Genomic DNA, 20083 nt, shown 5'->3' on the forward strand with positions numbered 1-20083 from the left:
GACTCGGGTCACTTTTTCCCGAATGGGCCGAAGTGTGGTTAGGGTGGCCTTACCTTTCCGCCCGGAAGGGTTTCCGTTCTAGAGCGCGAGGTGACGCAGCAGTGCCGATGATGACGCGGATCGCTCAGGCGGTCGAAGGAATCGGTGACTCCTTCGACCGTGTCGCGATTCTCGACGACGACTGCGCGCACACCTACGACCTCCTGGCCGAGGCCGTCGAACTGCTCGCCGACGAATTGCGGGCCGCCGGCGTGCGCCCGGGCGAGCGGGTCGCGGTCTACATCCACTTCGGTCACGCGGCCCTACTGGCGGCGCTCGCGGTGAACTACGCGGGCGCCGTGGCCATCCCGCTCGATACTCGCGAAACCTGCGCGCGCACCGAACGCAAACTGCGGATCGCCGGGGCGCACTGGGTGCTCGGGCACACCGGCGACGACCACATCGTCGAAGACGTGGTGGGCCTGGACGATCCGCCGATGACCGCCGTCGCGGGCGACTACACGCTGGTGGGTCTGCCGGGACCCACCGCCCGGCCGGGAGCGACGGCCGGATTCGCCTTCTGCACGCCGGAGGGTTCCCGGTGCCGCGTCGTCGACGCCGCGGTGCTGACCGCCACCGCGCAAACAGTGGCGGGGCAGTGGGGCATCGGAGCGGACGACACCGTCGCGCTCGGCCCGGAACTCGGTGAGTTCGAAGCCTTCCTGGCGGCCGCGGCGACGCTGGTCTCCGGCGCGACGCTGTCGCTGACCCGCCCCCCGGACGGGACCGGGGAGTGGGGCGCCGCCTCGGTACTCGTGCACGCCGACCTCGACGGCCCGCCGTCGGACGGCGGCGGCCCGGCCCGCGATCGGCTGGGCACGGCGCTGTTCGGCCGCTGGTCCTCGCCGCCGCCGGAGTCAGCCGGCCACGAGGTCCGCGAGCTCCGTTTCCCCGCGCGCCCGCAGAGCTCGGCCCACAGCGGGCAGGTCCGTCGCTGCGGGTAACCACACCGCCTCCGCGAGCGCGGCGGCCAGCTCTCCCTTGGGCAGCCGCGCCGCCCCCGAATGCCCGGTCGCGGCCAGGGCCCGGCGCACTGTGTCGCCACCCGTGGCCGCCACCACCGGCACCACGTCGAACCGCAAACCCGTTGCGCCGGGTGTGAATTCGAGGAAGACCTCGTCCCCGGCCGCCAAACCGAGATCGTCGGCGAACCGTTTGATGGTCCCGCAGCGCGCCTGCACCGATACCCACAGCACCGCCTGCGGCCCGAGCCGGCTCGGCAGTTCCACCGGATGATTCGGCCCGACCCCGACCAGGCCCGCCAGCGCCGAGGGCAGATTGAACGCCGAGCCCTTGAGATGGGCGGCCGCGATGGTGGTCCGCCAGCGGAACACCTCGCCCTCGCGATACAGACCGCGCGTCTTGGCCGGCGACTTGCGCGGTGCGTAACTGCGCTCGCGCCGGGTGACCACGCCCGCGGTGGTGACGTATTCGCCGGTCGCGGCGTAGGTCCGGACGCTGACCGCGCGCACGTCGAAGCTGTGCGTGACCTGGCGCACCAGTTCCTCGAGCTCGATCCGGCCGCCGTTGGCGTCCAGGATCTCCCCGATCTGCCGGTGGATCGGCACATAGCGGGTGCCCCACCGGGTCAGTCCCCAGCGGGTGCGGTCGGCTTTGCCGAACCGCTCGTCGGCCACCATCGCGTTGCGGATGCTCGACACCGACCGGCGCGGGATCACCGCGGCCTGGATCTCGGCGACGGTCATCGGCTCGCCGGCCAGCGCCAGCACCGCGGCGATCGCGTCGTGCACCGAGGCGGAGCGGATCAGCACGTGCGCGTCGAGCACCCGATAGCCGAGGTAGGTCAGCAGCTGCTCGGTCTCGGCGACCGGCAGCCCGAATGTCTCGGCCGCGGCGTCGATTTCGACGAGTCCCTCCGGCGTCGCCGCGACCGTCAGGATCTTCTGCACGCGCTGGCGGGCGGCCTCGATCGAAGTGTCGACGATCCAGTCGTCGACGACGTCGATCCGATCGTCGAGCCGGATCAGCACCTGCCACAGCAGCAGCCCGGCCGCCGGCACGGGCGCGGTGAGTTCCGGCGCGCCGGCGCAGACCCGGGTCAGTGCCGCCATCGGGCGCGCGGCGCCGGCCAGCACGTCGGCGGCGCGGCGCAACTCCCGCGCGGTGTGGAACATGGTCCGGACCTGGGTGCGCAACCGGCTGTCGAGCTGATTGACCCGCTCGCGGGAAATGCCGAGCTCGATGCCGCAGCTGACGAGCGTCATCGGTTTCGCGGCGAGAATGCGCGCGGTGAGCAGAAATCGGTCGCGGTCGGTGAGCCCGGCGGCGAAGGACTCGAATTCGGCGACCGCGGGCACGGCCGTTTCCGCCGGAATGCTCGCGCGCACCAGCGCCGCCCCGATTTCGGCGAGCGCGGCCCGGCCGATGCCGGGCAGTCCGGCCAGCTCCCGCATCGTGAGACCGCCGAGGGCGGCCATGGAGCCGTTCCCGGCCAACGCGATACGGACTTTCGCGCTCAGCCCCAAATCCTCGAAATCGGCGGCCGCGAATGCGAACGGAAATGCGACCGCCAACCCCATATCCCGGTGCTGATCGAGGAAAACCACCGCGATCCGCCGGCATACTTCGCCGAGGAATTCCGGGGGCACCCCGGCCCCGGCCGGTGTCGACATCCACGCATTCGGAATGAGAACGTCATCACCGAGCAGCGATGGACCGGCGCGGTGCGCGCCGAGCCACGGCAGTATCTCCAGCCAGGACCGCCCCATGGCCGCGCGCGGTTGGGTCGTCACCTTTTCGGCGGCGCCCGGCGACCCACTCACCGACTGTTTCTCCCTCGCTATGCCCCGACGCTGTTGAACAGGTCGATCATAGGCGCACAATCCGAATTCGCTGCGCCCGTGCGGTGGTCGCGGAAGGATTCGGCGTGTCCGAAACCGATACGGTTCTTCGAATCAGTGTTCGGTCGCGCCCAGCGCGGCGAGCATTGTCCCGAATTTCGTTGTGGTTTCGGCAAGCTCGGCGTCCGGATCGGATTCGGCGACAATCCCGCCGCCCGCGTAGGCCAGAATCGAGCGGCCGTCGGCGGACAATTCCGCGCAGCGGATACTGACCATCCATTCCCCGTCGCCGTCGGCACTCGCCCAGCCGACCGCGCCGGCGTAGAAGCCGCGGTCGCCTTCGAGTTCGGCGATGAGGTCCCGGGCCGCGGCGGTGGGGGTGCCGCAGATCGCGGGTGTCGGATGCATGGCCAGCGCGAGATCCAGTGCGGTGCTGGACGGGTCGCGGACCACGGCGGTGATGGGGGTGCCCAGGTGCCACAGCTTCGGGGTGCTGGTGAGTTCGGGCACATCCGGGATGCTGATCTCGCGGCACAGCGGCGTCAGGGCGGCGCGCACCTGATCGACCACGAACGCGTGCTCGCGCAGGTTCTTCGGCGAATCCAGCAGGGTCGCAGCGGTTTCCCGGTCGAGGACCGGATCCCGGTGCCGGGGCGCGCTGCCGGCGAGCGGATGGCAGGTCACCACGTCGCCGCTGCGCCGCACCAGGACCTCCGGGGTCGCGCCGACGAGCGTCTTTCCGGCGTAGTCGGTGCCCGCGGCGCTCAGGTCGACGCTGAAGCCGTTGCCGAAGGCGTCACCGGCGACGAGCCGGTCCAGGATCTGGGCGGCGGCGACCGGAGCCACGGCGGTCAGCCGCAGCGCGCGGGCCAGCACCACCTTCTCCAGCTCGGTGCCGGTGTCCGAGAGGGTGGCGATCAGCGATTTCAAGCGCTGAAGATGTTCTGTGGCTTCCGGAATCGCGGCATCGACGCTGATCCGGGGCAGCGCCGCGCCGTTCGCGGCCAGCGGGCCCTCCGAGATCGATACCGAGGTCGGCGCCCACAACGCGGCCGGGGCGGCCGGGTCGAACGGCAGCGCGCCGACGATGTGGGTGGCGGTGCCGCGGCGCAGGGCGGCGGCGGCCTGTCCGGCGTCCTGGAAGGTCGCGGCCTGCCCGTCGGCTCGCACGGTGGCGTGCGGGCGGGACAGCACGAACGCTGCCGCAGAGGGGGAGAGAGCTGCCGTGGCCTCGCTGCGTGCCGGGCTGAAGATGTTGATGGCGTTGCCTTTCCGTGCGCGGCCGATCTCCCCTAGGCGTTTGACAGCCTATCCCGGCCAATGACCAATATGGTAGAAGTTAGTGTAGCCTAAACAAACGTTGGACAGGCTGGGCACGTGGTCCAGCCGCACGGACCGAGGAGTCGCATGAACGAGGCTTTGACCGCGCTCGACCGGCAGCAGGTGCTCGCCGATATCGCCGCCGCACTCGACCTGCGACCGGAGGAATTGGCCGAGGACACCAATCTGCTCGACGCGGGCCTGGATTCGGTGCGCCTGATGTCGCTGGTGGAGAAGTGGCGGGCCGCGGGCGCGGCGCACACCGACTTCGTGACCCTGGCCGCGGAGCCGGTGCTCGGCGTGTGGCTGGATGTGGTCACCTCCGAGGCCGCGTGATGCGCGACTCCGACGACATCGTCGATATCGCCGGCATCGGGTTCGGCCCGTCGAATCTCGCGCTCGCCATCGCGCTCGCGGAATTCAACGAGAACCGCAGCGCGGGCACCGCGCTGACCGCCCGCTTCGTCGAGCGCAAGGAACAGTTCGGCTGGCATCCCGGCATGCTGCTGCCCGGTGCGACGATGCAGATCTCCTTCCTGAAGGACCTGGCGACGCAGCGGAATGTGCACAGCCGCTTCACATTCCTGAGCTATCTGGCCGAACGCGGCCGGCTCAACGACTTCATCAACCATCAGACGTTCTTCCCGACCCGCCTGGAGTTCCACGACTACCTGGCGTGGGCGGCGAGCACCGTGGCCGCCGAGGTCAGTTACGGCACCGCCGCGGAGACGATCACCGATACCGGGGACTGCTTCGAGATCCAGTTGAGCGGCCGCGACGGCGGCCTGCTGCGCGCCCGCAATATCGTTGTCGCGGGCGGGCTCTCGGCACAGCTGCCGGACGGGATCACGGCCGGTGCGCGGGTGTTCCACAACCATCATCTGCTGCCCGGGCTGGCCGCGCTGCCGGACCTGACGCAGCAGCGTTTCGTGGTGCTCGGCGCGGGACAGAGCGCCGCCGAAGTGGTGCAGTACCTGCACACCACCTATCCGGGCGCCGCCGTGCACGCGGTGTTCGCCAAGTACGGGTTCAGTCCCTCCGACGACAGCCCGTACGCCAACCGGATCTTCGATCCCGCGGCGGTCGACGACTTCCACTCCGCCACACCGGAATTCCGGCGCCGGCTGATGAACTACCACCGCGGCACCAACTATTCGGCGGTGGACCTGCCGTTGATCGAGGAGCTCTACGCCCGCGAATACGCCGAACGGGTCAGTGGTGTCCGGCGCTTGTTCATGCACGGCGCCTCCCGTGCGGCGCAGGTCACCGACACCGGCGACGGCGTCACGGTCACCGTCGAGCACGAGCCGACCGGGTTGACCGAGGAACTGCGCTGCGACGCGGTGGTCTGCGCGACCGGATTCCGTCCGATGGACCTGCGCGTCCTGCTCGGGGACCTGGCCGAGACGGTGGTCACCGACGCCGAAGGGCCCCGGGTGGCGCGCGACTACCGGCTGGTCACCACGCGACCGTTGCCCGGCGGGATCTTCCTGCAGGGCGGCACCGAGCACACGCACGGTATTTCGTCGTCGCTGCTGTCGAACGTGGCGGTGCGGTCCGGAGAGATCGTGCGCTCGGTCGCACGCGAGCCCGCGGTGCGGCCCGTGGTGGCGCATCACGGGTGATCGGACGCACGATGGCTGGGTGCGGGTTTGGTACGCGGCCTACGGGTCGAACATGCATCGGCACCGGCTGCGCTGTTATCTGCGCGGCGGCCGACCCGACGGCGGCGCACTCACCCTGCCCGGCTGCCGGGACCCGTCCGACCCGGCCCGATCGGTGCCGTTGCGGCTGCCCGGCGTGCTGTACTTCGCGACCGAATCACTCACTTGGACCGGCGGCCGCGCCTTCTATGACCCGCGGGTGCCGGGGGAGGCCGCGGTCGCCGCGCACCTGCTGACTGCCGCGCAGTTCAGCGATATCTTCGCCCAGGAGATGTATCGCCCGCCGGGGGCTGATCTGGATCTCACCGAAGTGCTCGAGACCGGCCGGATGACGCTCGGTCCCGGCCGGTACGAGACGCTGGTGTGCGCGGGCGTGCACGACGGTTGTCCGGTGCTCACTTTCACCGCGCCCTGGCGCTACCGCGACGTTCCCGGTAATCCGCCTGCGGCCGCCTATCTGCGCCACCTCGCCGCGGGGTTGCGAATCAATCACGGCTGGAGCAGTGCCGCCATCGCCGGATATCTCAGCTCGCGTCCGGGCGCGGATCTGTACTGGACGCCGGAATCGGTTGCCGCCTTGGTGGACTGAGTCGGCGGTGTAAAAGGCCGCCGTATTCCCCATCCTTGTGCTCGACTGCGCCGAATCACTGTCGAATCCGTCGCGGCCACCGTTCATTCGACGGCAGCGTCGATTCGTACGGATCGGCGTAATTCGCACTGTAAGGCAACCAGAACATGGAAGGTTCACGATGATTCCCAACCTCATCGGCAGCATCCTCGGCGCGACCTATGGCTTCCTCGGCGCCACCGTCGGCACTGTCCACGGTTTTCTTTCCACCCTGTTGATGCCCTAGTTGACGACGCCCGGAACGGGGGTCTTTGCCGTTCCGGGCAATCAGCCCAATCTCGCACTGCCCGAATCGCATTCACGTCGGCGCATAGGCATTGCCCGCGCCGCCGCAGCGAGTTAGGTTTACCTAAATTCGGTGCGTCGCCGACTCGATCGGCTCGCGGTGCGAAAGGGTAATAGATGAGTTCGGATGTGGAACTGGACGGCGTCCCGCTGACCATGTTGTGGACATTGCACAATCGCGCGTCGGAATCCAAACGCGCGGACGCGATCTTGCGCGATCCCGATTGTGAGCGAATTTACGACGCGATCGCCTTCGATTACGAACGCACCTTCGGCGCGCCCGACGGTACCCACGCGGTGCGTTCCAAGAAATTCGACGATGTCGTCACGCCGTGGCTCGCCGCGCACCCGGGCGGCACGGTCGTCGAACTCGCCGCCGGTCTGGAAACGCAATTCCAGCGCTGCGATGACGGCCGGGTGCAATGGCTGTGCGTCGACGTGCCCGAATCCATCGCCGTGCGCGAGCGGTTCCTGCCCGCCACCGAACGCTGCCGGTATCTGCCGATCAGCGCGCTCGACCCGGCCTGGATGGCCGAGGTCGACCCCGCGCGCGGCGTATTCGTCACGGCCCAAGGGCTTTTCATGTACTTCCAGCCCGAGCAGGTGCGCGAACTCTGCACGACCATCATCGACCGCTTCCCCGGCGTGCAGCTGATGTTCGACAGCATCCCGCCGTGGTTCTCCCGCAAGACCGTGCGCGGTTTCCAGAAGACCCCGCACTACCAGGCGCCCCCGATGCCCTGGGGCATCGAGGGCAGCAAGGTGCCGGCGCTGGTGCGCGGGTGGAGTCCACGGGTCACCGAAGTGCGGATGTCCGGGTTCGCGCCCTCGCACGGGATGCTCGCGACGATCGCGCCGCTGTTCGCGGCAGTGCCGGTGCTGCGCGACATCCCGCCCGCCATCGCGCATGTGATCACCGCCGCGGGATCGTCCTAGCTGCCCGACGGATTGTCGATGACGTAGCGCCACTGTCCATCGAAGCCGCGCCGTACGACGTCGGTGGCGGTGCCGGACATATCGACGGCGCTGCCGTCGGCGGCCGTGCCCCGCATCGTCCAATCGACAAGCAGCAGCGCCACATTGACGACGGTGTAGCACTGGCGAATGCGGGCCGTCATCGGCACGCCGAAGCCCACGAGGTGGGCGAGGGCGGCCGAACGGCCGGCCTCGCTGACCGCGTGCCCGGGCGTCGGCACCACCACCGCGTCCGGTTCGTACAGCAGGTCCAGGGCGGCGAGGTCGCCCGCGTTGAACAGCTCCACCCATTGGGCGATGAGCTGGGTGATCGCGTCGGGAACGGGCGTGGCGGCGGCGGGCAGGTCGTGATCGAGCGTCATGATTAAGGAATCGTAATTCGTTGCCGGACAGGATGATCGCCGGATGGTCCGGAAGCGCGCCGCGGGGCGGCGAAACTCGCCGCCCCGCCGCGCTCACACCTTGCGGATGACCGTGACGACCTTGCCGAGGATCCGGGCGTTGTTACCCGGGATCGGTTCGAACAGCGGGTTGTGCGGCAGCAGCCACACGTCGCCGCCGGTGCGCTTGAACGTCTTGACGGTGGCCTCGCCGTCGATCATGGCGGCCACGATCTCGCCGTTGTCGGCCACGTTCTGCTGGCGCACCACCACCCAGTCGCCGTCGCAGATCGCCGCGTCGATCATCGACTGGCCGACGACCTTCAGCAGGAACAGCGAACCGTCGCCGACCAATTCGCGCGGCAGCGGGAAGACATCCTCCACCGCCTGCTCGGCCAGAATCGGGCCACCGGCGGCGATCCGGCCCAGGACGGGCACGAACGTCGGGGCGGGGCGGCTGGGATCGACGCTCTCGGAATCGTGATCGGCGCCGTGCAGGCTGGTCACCGAACGCACCGTGTCGTCGAGGCCGCGAACGTCCACGGCGCGCGGACGATTCGGGTCGCGCCGTAAATAGCCCTTACGTTCCAGCGCCCGTAACTGATGGGCAACCGAGGACGTCGAGGTGAGCCCGACCGCGTCACCGATCTCCCGGATGCTCGGCGGGTAGCCGCGCTCGGCCACCGAGGTGCGGATGACCTCTAGGACCTTGCGCTGACGCACGGTGAGATCCGCCCCGGTCAGGGGCTGGTCGGTGCCGACTCCGCTCTCTTCGCCCGTGTCGTCTGTATGGCTCACCGGAACCGCCTTCCCTGTGTTGATGATGTGCCACTTGAATTTAGTCCGGTCACGCCGATGTTTCAAACACCTGTTCGACCTAAGTCGTGTTTCCTGCTGACTTTGTCGGTGCCGCGTGGTAGAAATCGAACACAAGTTCTTCGAACGCATGATCGAATAGCGCGTCTCTCCTCAGCACCGACCACGGAGGTTCGTCCGATGAGCACAGCGATCCGCGAGACCACATCCCCCTCCTTCCTCGACCTCGGGCTGGTGCCCGTCGATCCCGGCCGCGCACCGGCCGTGGCGCCGGGTCCGGTGCTCGAAGCCGGCACCGTGTCCCTGGTGCGCCGCCCGCACCGAACCGGTCTGCGCACAGTGGATTCGGCGCCGCGCCCGCTCGCGGATCGGCGCCCCCGGGACGGTCGCCCGTCGAGTTCGGAGCGGGTGTACCGGCGGCCGGTGCGCACCTCCGCGTTGCGCCCGCCGCACGGCACGCATCCGATGGAAACGCGGGTGGCCGAGGCGCAGGTCGGTTTCGCGGTGCTGGCGGTGGCGGCGCTGCTGAGCGCCCTGGTGGTGACGACGCTGATCCTGCTGGCGCAGTGGCGGGCCGGCAGCTTCGGCGTGCAACCGGCCACGACGCCGGTCGTAGTAGAACAGCTGCCCGCCGCGGAATACGGCCCGGTGCGATAGCGGATCTGTTGCGGCGGAAGTTGGTTGACGGGCGGTGGCCGAAATTCTCGATCGAGAATAAGAACACGTTGCTACGGTGCTGAGCAACGTGTCTGAGGCAGTTACTGCCACGATCGATGTCGGGATTTCACGCGATGACGCACCACACCGCCGGACGTTCGCCCCGGGTCACCGCCAGCCGCTGCCTGCCCGGTCGCTGGACCTGGCCGGTCCGGCTTGCCGTGCTGGTCACCTCTCTGTTGCTGGGTCTCGGCGCCATGCCCGCCGTCCAGGCCGAACCCGGCTACGCCGCCTATCTGGACCTGCCCGCCGTCAACGGTGACGGAGCGGGCGGCGGCGGCCTGAATCCCGCGCTGCCCCTGGACGAATCGGTGTTGCGCGCGGCGCTGGACCAAGCCCGCGCCGACGGCGTCGCCCCGCCGCGCTACGGCACCCTGCTGCACCAGTACTGGCTTGTCGTGGCCACCCGCAACGCCCAAATCGACCTCGCCGCCTGGGATCCCACCCGCGGCGTCGCCGTCAACGAACGCACCTTCAATCAGGTGTACGTCAACTATCTGCGCCTGACCACCGAGCATCCGGAACTGTGGTGGGCCGGGCTGGCCGGTATCGCGGGCGGCTCCTTCGCCTCCGGGTTCTTCGATCTGCGCGACGTCGGCGTCATCCTGGACGTGCCCGGCATCCATCAGCTCGGCAATGCCGTCGCCGACCTGTTGCGCGTCACCCCGGCGGAATTGGTGGCCAAGGTCCCCGCCGACATCAAACTGCTGGCGACCGAGGGGTCCCGGCTCAGCGCCGCCGATGTCACCTGGTACCAGACCCGGCTGATGATCATGCAGAAGCACATCTTCACCGACCTGGTCCCGATGCACGAGGCCTACCTCGCCGAGGGTATGGCCGGCATCGACGAGATGCTCGCCGCGGGCGTGATCGACGACGGCATCCGCACCGCCTGGCAGTCCGTCGCCTCGGGCACCCGGGACGGCTACATCGACGCGCTGATCCGGATGACCGACCGCGAACAGAACGTCGTCATCGCCGACCAGTGGGACGCGACCTCCGGTGGGCGCGGCGCGATCGGGCGCGTTCTCACCTATGTCAGCACCGTCGCGGGCAAGCCCGCGGTGCCGGGCGTCCGCGCGCCGGGCAACTTCCGCCCGGCGATCGTCAGCGCCGACGTCGCCGGCCGCACCCTGAGCCTGCGCACCCCGCTGCCCGCGTTCAACTGGGCCGACCGTGAGGACCGCTGGACCTACATCATGGGCGACCTGAACCCGCGCCACATCGACCTGGAATCCAACCCGGCCCGCGCCGCTTCCGTACTCGGCGAACCGTTCTGGAACAAGCTCGCCCGCGGTCGCGCCATCGCCCGCATCCCCGAGTTGATCTCCGATATGACTCAGCAGTGGGCAGTGGTGGAATAGCCGCCGAGCGAAATCGGTGGTAGGCGCCGAGTATCCTCGAAGAACTATGGCATCGACGAAGGATCTCTCGGATGCATTGCCCGTACTGCCGGCACCCTGACTCGCGGGTGGTCGACTCGCGCGAGGCCGAGGAAGGCGCGGCCATCCGCCGTCGGCGCTCCTGCCCGAACTGCGGCCGCCGGTTCACCACCGTCGAGACGGCGATCCTGTCGGTGGTCAAACGCAGCGGCGTCACCGAACCGTTCAGTCGCGAGAAGGTCATTCGCGGCGTGCGTCGCGCCTGCCAAGGCCGCGAAGTCGACGACGACGCCCTGAACCTGCTGGCCCAGAAGGTAGAAGACGCCGTCCGAGCCAAGGGTTCGCCCGAGGTCCCCAGCCACGAAGTCGGCCTGGCCATCCTCGGCCCGCTGCGGGATCTGGACGAAGTCGCCTACCTCCGATTCGCCTCGGTCTACCGCTCCTTCACCTCCGCCGACGATTTCGAACGCGAGATCCAGGACATGCGCACGGCCCGCGCCGAAGCGGCCCGCGCCGACTGAAACCGTCCACCCCGAACCGCCGAGTGCTCTGGTGCGCTCGGCGGTTCGTTCTGTCATGCGGTCAGGATGTGCAGTTCACGCAGCAGCTCGGAGGCGGACACCGGGTCCAGCTCACCGAAGCGGCGGTGCACGTCGGTTGCCCAACTGCCTTCGTGGCCGGTCGGTGTCAGGTGGACCGAGGTGATCTTCTGGTCGCCCAGCTCGTGCACCATGCCGACCGGGATCCCCGGGTCCAGGTCGGCGACGACCGAGCCGGCCGCGCCGATCGGGCGGAAGATGTGGTTGGAGACGCCCGCGTCCTGGGGTGGTTGCCGATCCCAGCCGTACTTGGTCATGCCGAGCGCGCGGCCGGTGGGGACGGGCAGTCCGTGGAAGCGGTCGAGGGTTTTGGCGCCGAGCTCCGCGGTGGTGAGCGTGTGTGTTTCACGCTGTAGCTGCGGAAACGGTTGCAGGATCTCGTAATCGGCGAAAACCTCGCCCCAGGCGCCGAGCTCGGTCGTGAGGTGCAGCGGGTGCGCGATGCCGATCAGCGCGCCGGGGTGCAGGACCGCGAGGTCGTCGCCGGAATCGGCGCGGGTGCCGTCCTCGGCGACGCGGAACGACTTGGTCACCGCGCCGTCGGCGTCGAACGCGGTCCACACCAGGCGACGAGTGAGATGACCGAGCAAGGGGTGCTCGACGAAGAGGCGGTGGTGGTCCTCGGGTGACCAGCGGCGGCCGGTGATCATCGCGACCTCGAAGCGGCGGATCTGGTCGGTCGCGGCGGTGCGGACGTCCTTCTTCAAGGTGCTGAACGCCTTATAGGCCGCGGTGGCCAGTTCCGGGTCGTCCTTCGCGCCCGGCTTCGGCAACGACTTGCGAGCGGCGCCGTCGGCGTCGGCGACCGTCGGCTTCAGCTGCTCGTCGAAACCGATGACGAAGGCGCGCGGCCCGTAGTCCAAGCGGAGCCTGCCGTCGGCGTCGAGGCCGAAGTCCGGGATCATCCGGTCCGCCAGCTCCTCGGCGGTCAAGCCGAGTTCGGCGGCGACCTCGGAAACCTTCTCGCGCGCCTTGGTTTTCAGTCCCTTGAACTTGGCTTTCTCCGAGATTCGGCTGAGCTGCAACAGCGCCACGTCGGTACCGATCGCGCTGAGCACATCCAAAGCGGCGACGGCGCGGGTGTGCGCGCCCTCGCCGGGCCAGACGCCGATCAGCGGCGTGAGCCGGCGCGCTGTCTCATCGTCGCCGAGCAGGCCGAGGGCATGCAGCGCCCAGTTCTCCTTGGCCGGATAGTCGGCGAAGCGCCACTGTTCGAAGATGCCCCAGGCGAATTCGGCCAGCGTGGCGGGTTCGGCCAGCGCGGCGACCACCTCGACGCCGGGGTAGTCGAAGGTGGGTCCGCTCATCGCCAGCATGGTGCACATCGTGGCGGCGGCGTCGGCGGGGAGGGCGCAGTTGTTCGCGCGCAACACGATCTGCGGCAGCGCGGACGGCGTGAGCCAGACCGGGAGTGCGGGGATCTTCTTCGGGAGCTCCAAGAGTCGATCGCTGTCGAGGATGCCGGTGATCGCGGCGGCCACCGGCTCGCCCAGGTCCGCCGCGGCGGCGAGGATCGATGCGCGGTAGCCCCGGTCCGCCAGGACGCGGAGCTGGTTCTCGGCCAGCGTGCGGTCTTTGCCCGGCTTGGCCAGCGCGGCGACCACGAGATCTGTTGTGGCGGTGTCGAGGTGGCGGCGGAACCAGGCGCGGGCGACCGGCCGGGTGCGGGCCCGCTGCTGGAGTTGCAGCATCGTGCTCGTGATCGCGGTGCCTGACAGCGGCAGCAGCAGTTCGGACAGCGCGGGAGTCGCCGCCACCGCGCTGAGGAGGTAGTCGATGGCCTCGTCGCCGAAGCGGCCGAGAATACGGCGCGCGGCGTCGTCGACATTCCAGAGGTTGCCCGGGCGGGCGGTCCGCAGGTAGGGCAGTGCCAGCTCGTGCGGCGCCTGTGCCAGCAGCAAGGTTAGCCCCGCCTCGTGGGAACGCGCCGCCGCGTGAGCCAGATCGGCCGCCCAGTCCTCGTGCCGGTAGTCGGAGATCGGCAGTGTGGCCCATTGCTCTTGCTCGCCCGGGAGCCAGGCACAGGTGGTCGGTATGGGCGCGCGCAGGCCGGTCAGCACCACCGGCTTGCCGCGCTGGGCCGAACGCTCCCACGGCGGGGTGCGCAGCAACTCCGGCAGCTGAGCCTCGGTGGCCAGCGGTGCCGTCTCGATCTCGATGCCGAACTCGGCGGCCAGGTCCGGGTGTGCTCGCGCATGACAGTGCAGGAGAAACCGGACCGCCGCCGAGGGCGACTCGACCGCCGTCAGCAGGCGCATGGCGCGCCGCGGAAACCGCTGGGCCGCACTGTGCAGTGCACTGCGGATCGGTGGGTTGCCGATATGGCCCAAGAGCAGCAGGAAGGCTTCGTCGGTGGGGACGGCGGCCAGTATCTCCGCGTACTCGTGCTGGTCGGATTTGGTGGCGTAGTGATCGGTGAGCCCCCGGCCCACGACCGGGGCCAGCGCCGGACCCACCTGGATGATGGCGCTGAACCAGCGGATTCGATCCTCGGCGAGCAGATCCTGATGCTGCTGCGGCCAGACGGCGTCGGCGAAGGCCGCGCGCTGGGCGTCGGTGGTGACCGAGGCGGCCAGCAGCTGCGCGGGGCCGTGCGCCGCGAGATCGGCGTCGACCCACTGCTGTTCGGTGGGAGCCAGATACGAGGTGGCGATGTCGACACTCCGGCAGGCGCGCTCGCGGCGCAACGCCGCCAGCTGCTCGACGATCCCGCGGTAGTCCGCCTCCTCGGCGGCAGCCAGGTGGGCGCGGATCCGGGCCAGGGCCAGAAAGGTGACCTCGGTGCTCTCGGCGTCGGGATGCAGCCAGCCCAGTTCCGCCCGCCACCAAGGCGATCGGAAGGCCGACAGGTAGACCACGGTCGACACCGCGAACGCGAGACCATACCTGTCCACCAGGGCGTCGGCGATCCGGTCGGTCTTGGGCAGGTCGGCGTTGTACGGACTGATGAACCTGGCCAGGACAACGGCAGCGACCCCGAGCGGGGTATGACCTTCCGGACTGTCGAAGACCGCGTTCCCGGCCGCCGCGATGTCGGCGGCCCCCGCCTCGGCAGTCTTCTCGAACCGCCACCGGGGATTCTCGATACCGAACTGCGAGCTACCGGAATCGATCAAGAACCGGTCGAGCTCCGAGCCTTTCGCCTTCGATGTAATCGGCCGCGCCTCCCCGACACCACGCCCCACCGCGAGCCTCACCTGCCACTCGGCAGGCACCACCCAAGCGTCCTCATCGATCTGCGGTCCTGCGGCGTGGGACATGTTCCCCCTCATCATGATTCCTGCGTTGTGCGGCGACTGTAGCGACCGCCACCGACACGAGCGGCACTCGATCGCAACCGCACAGACTCAGCCGCCACCACACAAGGGTGATCGCGCGGGTGCAGTCACTCGCGCAGCGTTCGGGGCTTTGGGGCAGGCTTCAGCGGCGGACGGTGGAGATGGCCTTTTCGATGCGCTTGACGGAGATGGGGTAGGGGGTGCCGAGTTTTTGGGCGAAGAGGCTGACGCGGAGTTCTTCGATCATCCACCAGATCTCGGCTACGTCGGGGGCGGACTTGCGGTGGTCGGGGAGGGCATTGACGAGGCGGTCGTAGGCGGTCAGGGCGCGGTCGACTTCGAGCATGCCCTGGCGGTCGCGCCCTGCGGCGGCGGGGAGCGCTTCCAGGCGGGCGGCGGCGGCCTGAAGGTAGCGGGGGAGTTCGCGGAGGCGGGTGGTGCCGAACTCGGAGATGAAGCCGGGGAAGACGAGTTCGTCGAGCTGATGGCGGACGTCCTCGGCGATGTCCTTCTCGCGGGTGTCGGCGAGGGCCGAGGAAACGCGATGTGCGGCGGCGAGAATCGGTACTACCAGGCGGACCAGAACGGCGACGGCGGTGGACAGTTGCGGGCGGACGGCGGCGACCAAGGTGGTGAAGCGCTGCGGGTCGTGGACGGGTCCGCCCGCGGCGGCGATCAACTCGTCGGCGGCCGCGGCGCGGCAGTCCTCGACCAGGGCGTCGAGGGAACCGTAGGGGTTCTGGCTCAGCGCGAGGCGGTCGCCGGGCGGCAGGCCCGCGGTGACGGTGCGCGCGGAGGTCGGGATGGCATGCAGCACAAGGGCTCTGGTGCCCGCGCGCATGGCGGCGGCCTGTTCGGCGGGGGAGCTGAGCACCCGAACGGCCACGCCCTCGCCCTCCGGGACCAGTGCCGGGTACCCGGTGACGGTCTGCCCGGCGACTTCGCGGCGCACGGTCGGCGCGACGGTGCCCAGGGACTCCGAGGTCCACACGGTCGACGCCGAGCGTTCCGCGCTCGCGGTGGCGCGCGCGACGGATTCGGAGACCTTGTCGGCCAGTTGGGATTTCAACTGGGTGAGGCTCTTGCCCTTGGCCAGTACCTTGCCGGAGGTGTCGACGGCGGCGAAGGTCATGCGCAGATGGTCGGGCAGCGCCGCCGGGTCCAGATCGGCGGGGGAGATGGCGGCCGAACCGAGGCGCGCGAGTTCCCGGGCCAGGCCGGTGCGCAACGGCTCGGCGCGCGCGGTGAGCGCGGCCAGGGCGGCGGCGGCGAAGTCGGGGGCCGGAACCACCAGGCGGCGCAAAGCTTTCGGGAGCGTCTTGATCAGGGCGGCGGCGAGTTCTTCGCGCATGCCGGGCACCAGCCAGTCGAAGCCGACCGGGCGCACGTGCGCGAGCTGCTCGACCGGGATGCGCACGGTGACGCCGTCGTCGTCCTGGCCGGGCTCGAACTGGTAGGTGAGCGGGAAGCTCAATTCGCCCTGCCGCCAGGCATCGGGGAAGGCGGTCGGGTCCAGCGGCGCGGCGCCGTCGTTGACGACAGTGGACTTCGAGAACTCCAGCAGCGCGGGATCTTTGCGCTTGGCGCTCTTCCACCAGCTGTCGAAGTGCCGGACCGAGACGATGTCGGCGGGAACGCGTTGATCGTAGAACTCGAACAGCACCTCGTCGTCGACCAGGATGTCGCGGCGGCGGGCTCGGTGCTCGAGATCGGCGACGTCGTCGAGCAATTCCCGATTGCGGTGGAAGAACTCGTGTTTGGTCTGCCATTCGCCTTGGACGAGCGCGTGCCGGATGAACAGTTCGCGCGACACCTCGGGATCGATCCGGCCGTAGTCGACGGGCCTGCTGACCACGAGCGGGATTCCGTACAGCGTGACTCGCTCATAGGCTCGCGCCGCGCCCCGCTTGGATGACCAATGCGGCTCGGAATAGGTACGTTTCACCAGGTCGCCGGCAAGCTGTTCGGCCCACTCCGGCTCCACTCGCGCGGCCATCCGGCCCCATAGCCGCGAGGTCTCGACGAGTTCGGCGGCCATCACCCAGCGTGGCGGTTTCTTCGCCAGCGAGGAGCCCGGGAAGATCATGAACTTGGCATTGCGCGCGCCTAGGAACTCACGCGATTCGGCTTCCCGCACGCCGATGTGCGAGAGCATCCCCGCCAGCAGCGACTGGTGGATCGCGGTGGAATCCCAAGGCAGGCCGTCGGATTCGCCGATGCTCGCGGTCAGGGGTGCGCTCGTGCCCGTACCGGGCGCACGTCGGCCGCCACGGCCACCGGCGCGATCCCCGCCCGCCCGCTGCGGTGCGCTCTGCGCTGAACGGCCCCCGCGCCCAGCGGAATTGCCGCGTCCGCGACCGGTCTCGTCTGCCGTCCGGCCGGTCTCGCCGGCCGTGGATTCGGTAGCTGTGCCGCCGGTGGACCACCCGAGCCCGCGGGTGATCGTCCGCAACTGCCCGTGTAGATCCTGCCATTCCCGGATCCGCAGGTAGTGCAGGAACTCGTCCCGGCACATCCGGCGGAATTGATTGGACGATAGGGACTTCCGCTGCTCGGTCAAGTAATCCCAGAGCCGCAGGTAAGCCAGGAAGTCCGAGCCCTCGACCACGAACCGGGCATGTTTGGTATCGGCGGCCTGCTGATGCTCGGCCGGACGTTCGCGCACATCCTGAATCGACAGCGCCGCGACGATGATCAGCACCTCGGCGAGACAGCCGTCGCGCTGCGCCTGCACCAGCATGCGTGCCATCCGTGGATCCACCGGGATCTGCGCCATTTCGCGGCCGATCGCCGTCAACGTCAGCGCCGCGGCGTCCGGCTGCCGTGCCGTGCTGCCGCTCTCCGCTTCGGTCTCGCCGCCGCGCGCCGAATCGGTGTGGCGCACAGGCGTTGTCGTTGCTTTGCTGAGCGCGCCCAGCTCCTCCAGCAGCGCGATGCCGTCGCGGATCGCACGCTTGTCGGGGGCTTCCACGAACGGGAAGTTCTCGATATCGCCGAGCCCCAGCGCCGTCATCTGCAGGATGACCGCCGCCAGGTTGGTGCGCAGGATCTCCGGTTCGGTGAAGGCGGGCCGGGCTTCGAAGTCGTCTTCCGAGTACAACCGGATCGCGATGCCGTCGGCCACGCGCCCGCATCGACCGGAGCGCTGCCGCGCCGAAGCCTGCGAGACCTCCTCGATCGGCAGCCGCTGCACCTTGGTGCGCATCGAATAGCGGGAGATGCGAGCGGTTCCCGGGTCGACGACGTAGCGGATCCCGGGCACGGTCAGCGACGTCTCGGCCACATTGGTGGCCAGCACGACGCGCCTTCCGGTGTGCGGCTGGAACACTCGATGCTGCTCGGCCGCCGACAGCCGCGCGTACAGCGGCACGATCTCGGTGCGCGCCAGGTTCAGATCGCGCAAAGCGTCCGCGGTGTCCCGGATTTCGCGCTCGCCGGAGAGGAAGACCAGCACGTCGCCGTCGCCCTCGTCGAACAGCTCGCGGACCGCGTCACCGATGGCGTCGACCGGGTCGCGGTCCACCACGCGGGTGTCCTCGTCGTCGTCCTCGGCGGCCGAAGGCAGTTCCAGCGCCAGCGGCCGGTAGCGGATCTCCACCGGATAGGACCGGCCGGACACCTCGACAATCGGTGCGGGCGTGCCCTTTTCGTCGGCGAAGTGCCGCGCGAACAGTTCCGGATCGATGGTCGCGGAGGTGATGATCAGCTTCAGGTCCGGGCGGCGCGGCAGCAGCTGCTTCAGATATCCGAGCAGGAAGTCGATATTGAGGCTGCGTTCGTGTGCCTCGTCGATGATGATCGTGTCGTAGCGGCGCAGCAGCCGGTCGCGCTGGATCTCGGCGAGCAGGATGCCGTCGGTCATCAATTTGACCAGCGTGCGATCGGAGGCCTGATCGGTGAACCGCACCGTGTAGCCGACGACATCGCCGAGTTCGGTGTCCAACTCCTCGGCGATCCGCTCGGCCACCGTGCGCGCGGCCAGCCGGCGCGGCTGGGTGTGGCCGATGGTGCCGCGAACACCGCGCCCGAGTTCCAGGCAGATCTTCGGGATCTGGGTGGTCTTGCCGGAGCCGGTCTCGCCCGCGACGATCACCACCTGGTGCGCGGCGATCGCCTCGGCGATGTCGGCGCGGCGCTGGGTGACCGGCAGTTGCTCGGGGAACCGGATCTGCGGTACCGCCGCCCGGCGCGCCTCGACCCGTAACTCGGCGGCGTCGATCTCGGCCGCCACACTCGCGAGCTCCTTGCCGCGGGCCCGATCCAGCTTGCGGCGCAGCCGGTATTCGTCGCGGAGGGAGAGGTTCGCCAGTCGGGTGCGGAGCTCGCGCGCTGCGGGGTCGGCTGTCCTGGTCATGGCATCGTCAAGCCTAGCGAACCCCGGGTACCGCCCGGTCGTCAGCGGGCGCAATACCTGTCGGTAGAGATCGCTAGGAGTGTGCTGTTTGGTGTTTCCGGCCCTCTGATGGGCTCGCGCTATGCGATCATCAGCCTATGAACGCGAGCTCAGGCACGCCGCTATGGATTAGAGCGCTCCGTGTTGCCTTCGGTGTGCTCGGAGTCGTCGCCCTGGTCTGGATCCCGCTGCGCAACGTGGACACGGCCACTTTCTCGACGGCCAACTACTTCAGCTACTTCACGATCGAGTCCAACATCCTGGCGGCCGTGGTGCTGCTGATCGGCGGCCTGCGCGACCCGCGCGGTCACCGCTGGCAGGTCTTCCGCGGTGCGGTCACGCTGTACATGGTGATCACCGGGCTGGTGTACGCGGTGCTGCTCGCGAACATCGATGTGATGCTGACCGACAAGTGGATCAACGACATCCAGCACCGGGTGATCCCGATCGTGCTGTTCGTGGATTGGCTGCTGGTGCCCGTCGCCCTGAACATCACCGCCCGGCTGATCGGCGGCTGGCTGCTCTACCCGTTGGTCTACGGGGTCTACAGCTTGCTGCGCGGTCCGATCGTGGACTGGTATCCCTACCCGTTCCTCGATCCGCGTACGCAGGGCTACGGCCCGCTTGCCGCCGGGCTGGTCGTTCTCGTCGCGGTGTTCGTCCTGCTGGCGTACGGCGTGGTCGCCCTCGGTGGCGTGGCCAGTCGCTGGCGACGATCCTCGGCAACACTGAGCAATCCCTGAGCGAATCGGACGACCGCGGTTACCGCGGTCGTCGCCGTGGCAGAATCGCCGGATGCACGCCGT

15 protein-coding genes are annotated in these 20083 nt (G+C 69.1%); 9 read left to right on the forward strand and 6 right to left on the reverse strand.

The features are described 5' to 3' along the window. The first annotated feature begins 107 nt into the window (after positions 1-107). Positions 108-983 carry an AMP-binding protein gene (locus AB0M14_RS12790; RefSeq protein WP_364995715.1) on the forward strand — a complete coding sequence of 292 codons (876 nt, stop codon included), beginning with the start codon at positions 108-110 and terminating at the stop codon, positions 981-983. Here the strand turns inward: AB0M14_RS12790 and AB0M14_RS12795 are convergent. Next, on the reverse strand, positions 897-2822 hold the full coding sequence (locus tag AB0M14_RS12795) for a hypothetical protein (protein ID WP_364993108.1): 1926 nt from the start codon (positions 2820-2822) through the stop codon (positions 897-899). The genes AB0M14_RS12790 and AB0M14_RS12795 overlap by 87 nt on opposite strands. Positions 2823-2954: 132 nt before the next feature. Beyond that, entirely contained in the window at positions 2955-4094 is a 1140-nt protein-coding gene (locus AB0M14_RS12800) for an isochorismate synthase (protein WP_364995718.1), read from the reverse strand. A gap of 153 nt (positions 4095-4247) precedes the next feature. On the opposite strand from AB0M14_RS12800, the gene AB0M14_RS12805 reads away from it, so the two are divergent. The 4 genes from AB0M14_RS12805 (at position 4248) to AB0M14_RS12820 (ending at position 7673) form a co-directional block, all read left to right on the forward strand. Next, positions 4248-4496, forward strand: coding sequence for a phosphopantetheine-binding protein (locus tag AB0M14_RS12805; RefSeq protein ID WP_194814373.1), 249 nt, complete (start codon positions 4248-4250; stop codon positions 4494-4496). Next, the gene (locus tag AB0M14_RS12810) at positions 4496-5785 is read left to right on the forward strand and encodes a SidA/IucD/PvdA family monooxygenase (protein ID WP_364993113.1); all 1290 of its coding nucleotides are present in this window, start codon (positions 4496-4498) and stop codon (positions 5783-5785) included. Before AB0M14_RS12805 ends, AB0M14_RS12810 begins: the two co-directional genes overlap by 1 nt. Before the next feature lie 19 nt (positions 5786-5804). Beyond that, entirely contained in the window at positions 5805-6413 is a 609-nt protein-coding gene (locus tag AB0M14_RS12815; protein ID WP_364993116.1) for a histone deacetylase, read from the forward strand. A 441-nt stretch (positions 6414-6854) separates the two neighbouring features. Then, positions 6855-7673, forward strand: a complete 819-nt coding sequence (locus tag AB0M14_RS12820) for a class I SAM-dependent methyltransferase (RefSeq protein WP_364993118.1) — start codon at positions 6855-6857, stop codon at positions 7671-7673. On the opposite strand, the gene AB0M14_RS12825 is transcribed toward AB0M14_RS12820, so the two are convergent. Next, on the reverse strand, positions 7670-8074 hold the full coding sequence (locus AB0M14_RS12825; RefSeq protein ID WP_364993122.1) for a DUF4440 domain-containing protein: 405 nt from the start codon (positions 8072-8074) through the stop codon (positions 7670-7672). The genes AB0M14_RS12820 and AB0M14_RS12825 overlap by 4 nt on opposite strands. 93 nt (positions 8075-8167) lie before the next feature. Continuing rightward, positions 8168-8836, reverse strand: coding sequence for a transcriptional repressor LexA (lexA, locus tag AB0M14_RS12830; RefSeq protein WP_364995721.1), 669 nt, complete (start codon positions 8834-8836; stop codon positions 8168-8170). Between the two features lie 252 nt (positions 8837-9088). Here lexA and AB0M14_RS12835 point away from each other — a divergent pair, with 252 nt between their 5' ends. From AB0M14_RS12835 to nrdR, 3 genes are all read left to right on the forward strand, one after another. Then, a complete protein-coding gene (locus tag AB0M14_RS12835; RefSeq protein WP_364993124.1) occupies positions 9089-9565 on the forward strand; it encodes a hypothetical protein in 477 nt (158 codons plus the stop codon). A gap of 134 nt (positions 9566-9699) precedes the next feature. Beyond that, complete coding sequence (locus AB0M14_RS12840; RefSeq protein WP_364993127.1) at positions 9700-10989, forward strand: hypothetical protein; 1290 nt, start codon at positions 9700-9702, stop codon at positions 10987-10989. A 71-nt stretch (positions 10990-11060) separates the two neighbouring features. Further along, entirely contained in the window at positions 11061-11528 is a 468-nt protein-coding gene (gene nrdR / locus AB0M14_RS12845) for a transcriptional regulator NrdR (RefSeq protein ID WP_364993130.1), read from the forward strand. 53 nt (positions 11529-11581) lie between these two features. Here the strand turns inward: nrdR and AB0M14_RS12850 are convergent, their stop codons facing one another. Both AB0M14_RS12850 and hrpA read right to left on the reverse strand, forming a co-directional pair. Beyond that, positions 11582-14866: a DUF4132 domain-containing protein gene (locus AB0M14_RS12850; RefSeq protein WP_364993133.1), complete on the reverse strand. Its 3285-nt coding sequence runs from the start codon at positions 14864-14866 to the stop codon at positions 11582-11584. 160 nt (positions 14867-15026) lie between these two features. Beyond that, positions 15027-19238: an ATP-dependent RNA helicase HrpA gene (hrpA, locus tag AB0M14_RS12855; RefSeq protein WP_364993137.1), complete on the reverse strand. Its 4212-nt coding sequence runs from the start codon at positions 19236-19238 to the stop codon at positions 15027-15029. A gap of 137 nt (positions 19239-19375) precedes the next feature. Between hrpA and AB0M14_RS12860 the strand changes: the two genes are divergently transcribed. Continuing rightward, positions 19376-20020 carry a Pr6Pr family membrane protein gene (locus AB0M14_RS12860; protein WP_364993138.1) on the forward strand — a complete coding sequence of 215 codons (645 nt, stop codon included), beginning with the start codon at positions 19376-19378 and terminating at the stop codon, positions 20018-20020. Positions 20021-20083: the final 63 nt, after the last annotated feature.

Source organism: Nocardia sp. NPDC051832, from assembly GCF_040681285.1.
Taxonomy (GTDB): Bacteria; Actinomycetota; Actinomycetes; order Mycobacteriales; family Mycobacteriaceae; genus Nocardia.

What these genes read in the sequence shown, in the direction of transcription:
- AB0M14_RS12790 (WP_364995715.1), top strand. Translation starts at nt 108, where the DNA reads ATGATGACGCGGATCGCTCAGGCGGTCGAAGGAATCGGTGACTCCTTC.
- AB0M14_RS12805 (WP_194814373.1), top strand. Translation starts at nt 4,248, where the DNA reads ATGAACGAGGCTTTGACCGCGCTCGACCGGCAGCAGGTGCTCGCCGAT.
- AB0M14_RS12810 (WP_364993113.1), top strand. Translation starts at nt 4,496, where the DNA reads ATGCGCGACTCCGACGACATCGTCGATATCGCCGGCATCGGGTTCGGC.
- AB0M14_RS12820 (WP_364993118.1), top strand. Translation starts at nt 6,855, where the DNA reads ATGAGTTCGGATGTGGAACTGGACGGCGTCCCGCTGACCATGTTGTGG.
- AB0M14_RS12825 (WP_364993122.1), bottom strand. Translation starts at nt 8,074, where the DNA reads ATGACGCTCGATCACGACCTGCCCGCCGCCGCCACGCCCGTTCCCGAC.
- AB0M14_RS12835 (WP_364993124.1), top strand. Translation starts at nt 9,089, where the DNA reads ATGAGCACAGCGATCCGCGAGACCACATCCCCCTCCTTCCTCGACCTC.
- AB0M14_RS12840 (WP_364993127.1), top strand. Translation starts at nt 9,700, where the DNA reads ATGACGCACCACACCGCCGGACGTTCGCCCCGGGTCACCGCCAGCCGC.
- nrdR (WP_364993130.1), top strand. Translation starts at nt 11,061, where the DNA reads ATGCATTGCCCGTACTGCCGGCACCCTGACTCGCGGGTGGTCGACTCG.
- AB0M14_RS12850 (WP_364993133.1), bottom strand. Translation starts at nt 14,866, where the DNA reads ATGTCCCACGCCGCAGGACCGCAGATCGATGAGGACGCTTGGGTGGTG.
- hrpA (WP_364993137.1), bottom strand. Translation starts at nt 19,238, where the DNA reads ATGACCAGGACAGCCGACCCCGCAGCGCGCGAGCTCCGCACCCGACTG.
- AB0M14_RS12860 (WP_364993138.1), top strand. Translation starts at nt 19,376, where the DNA reads ATGAACGCGAGCTCAGGCACGCCGCTATGGATTAGAGCGCTCCGTGTT.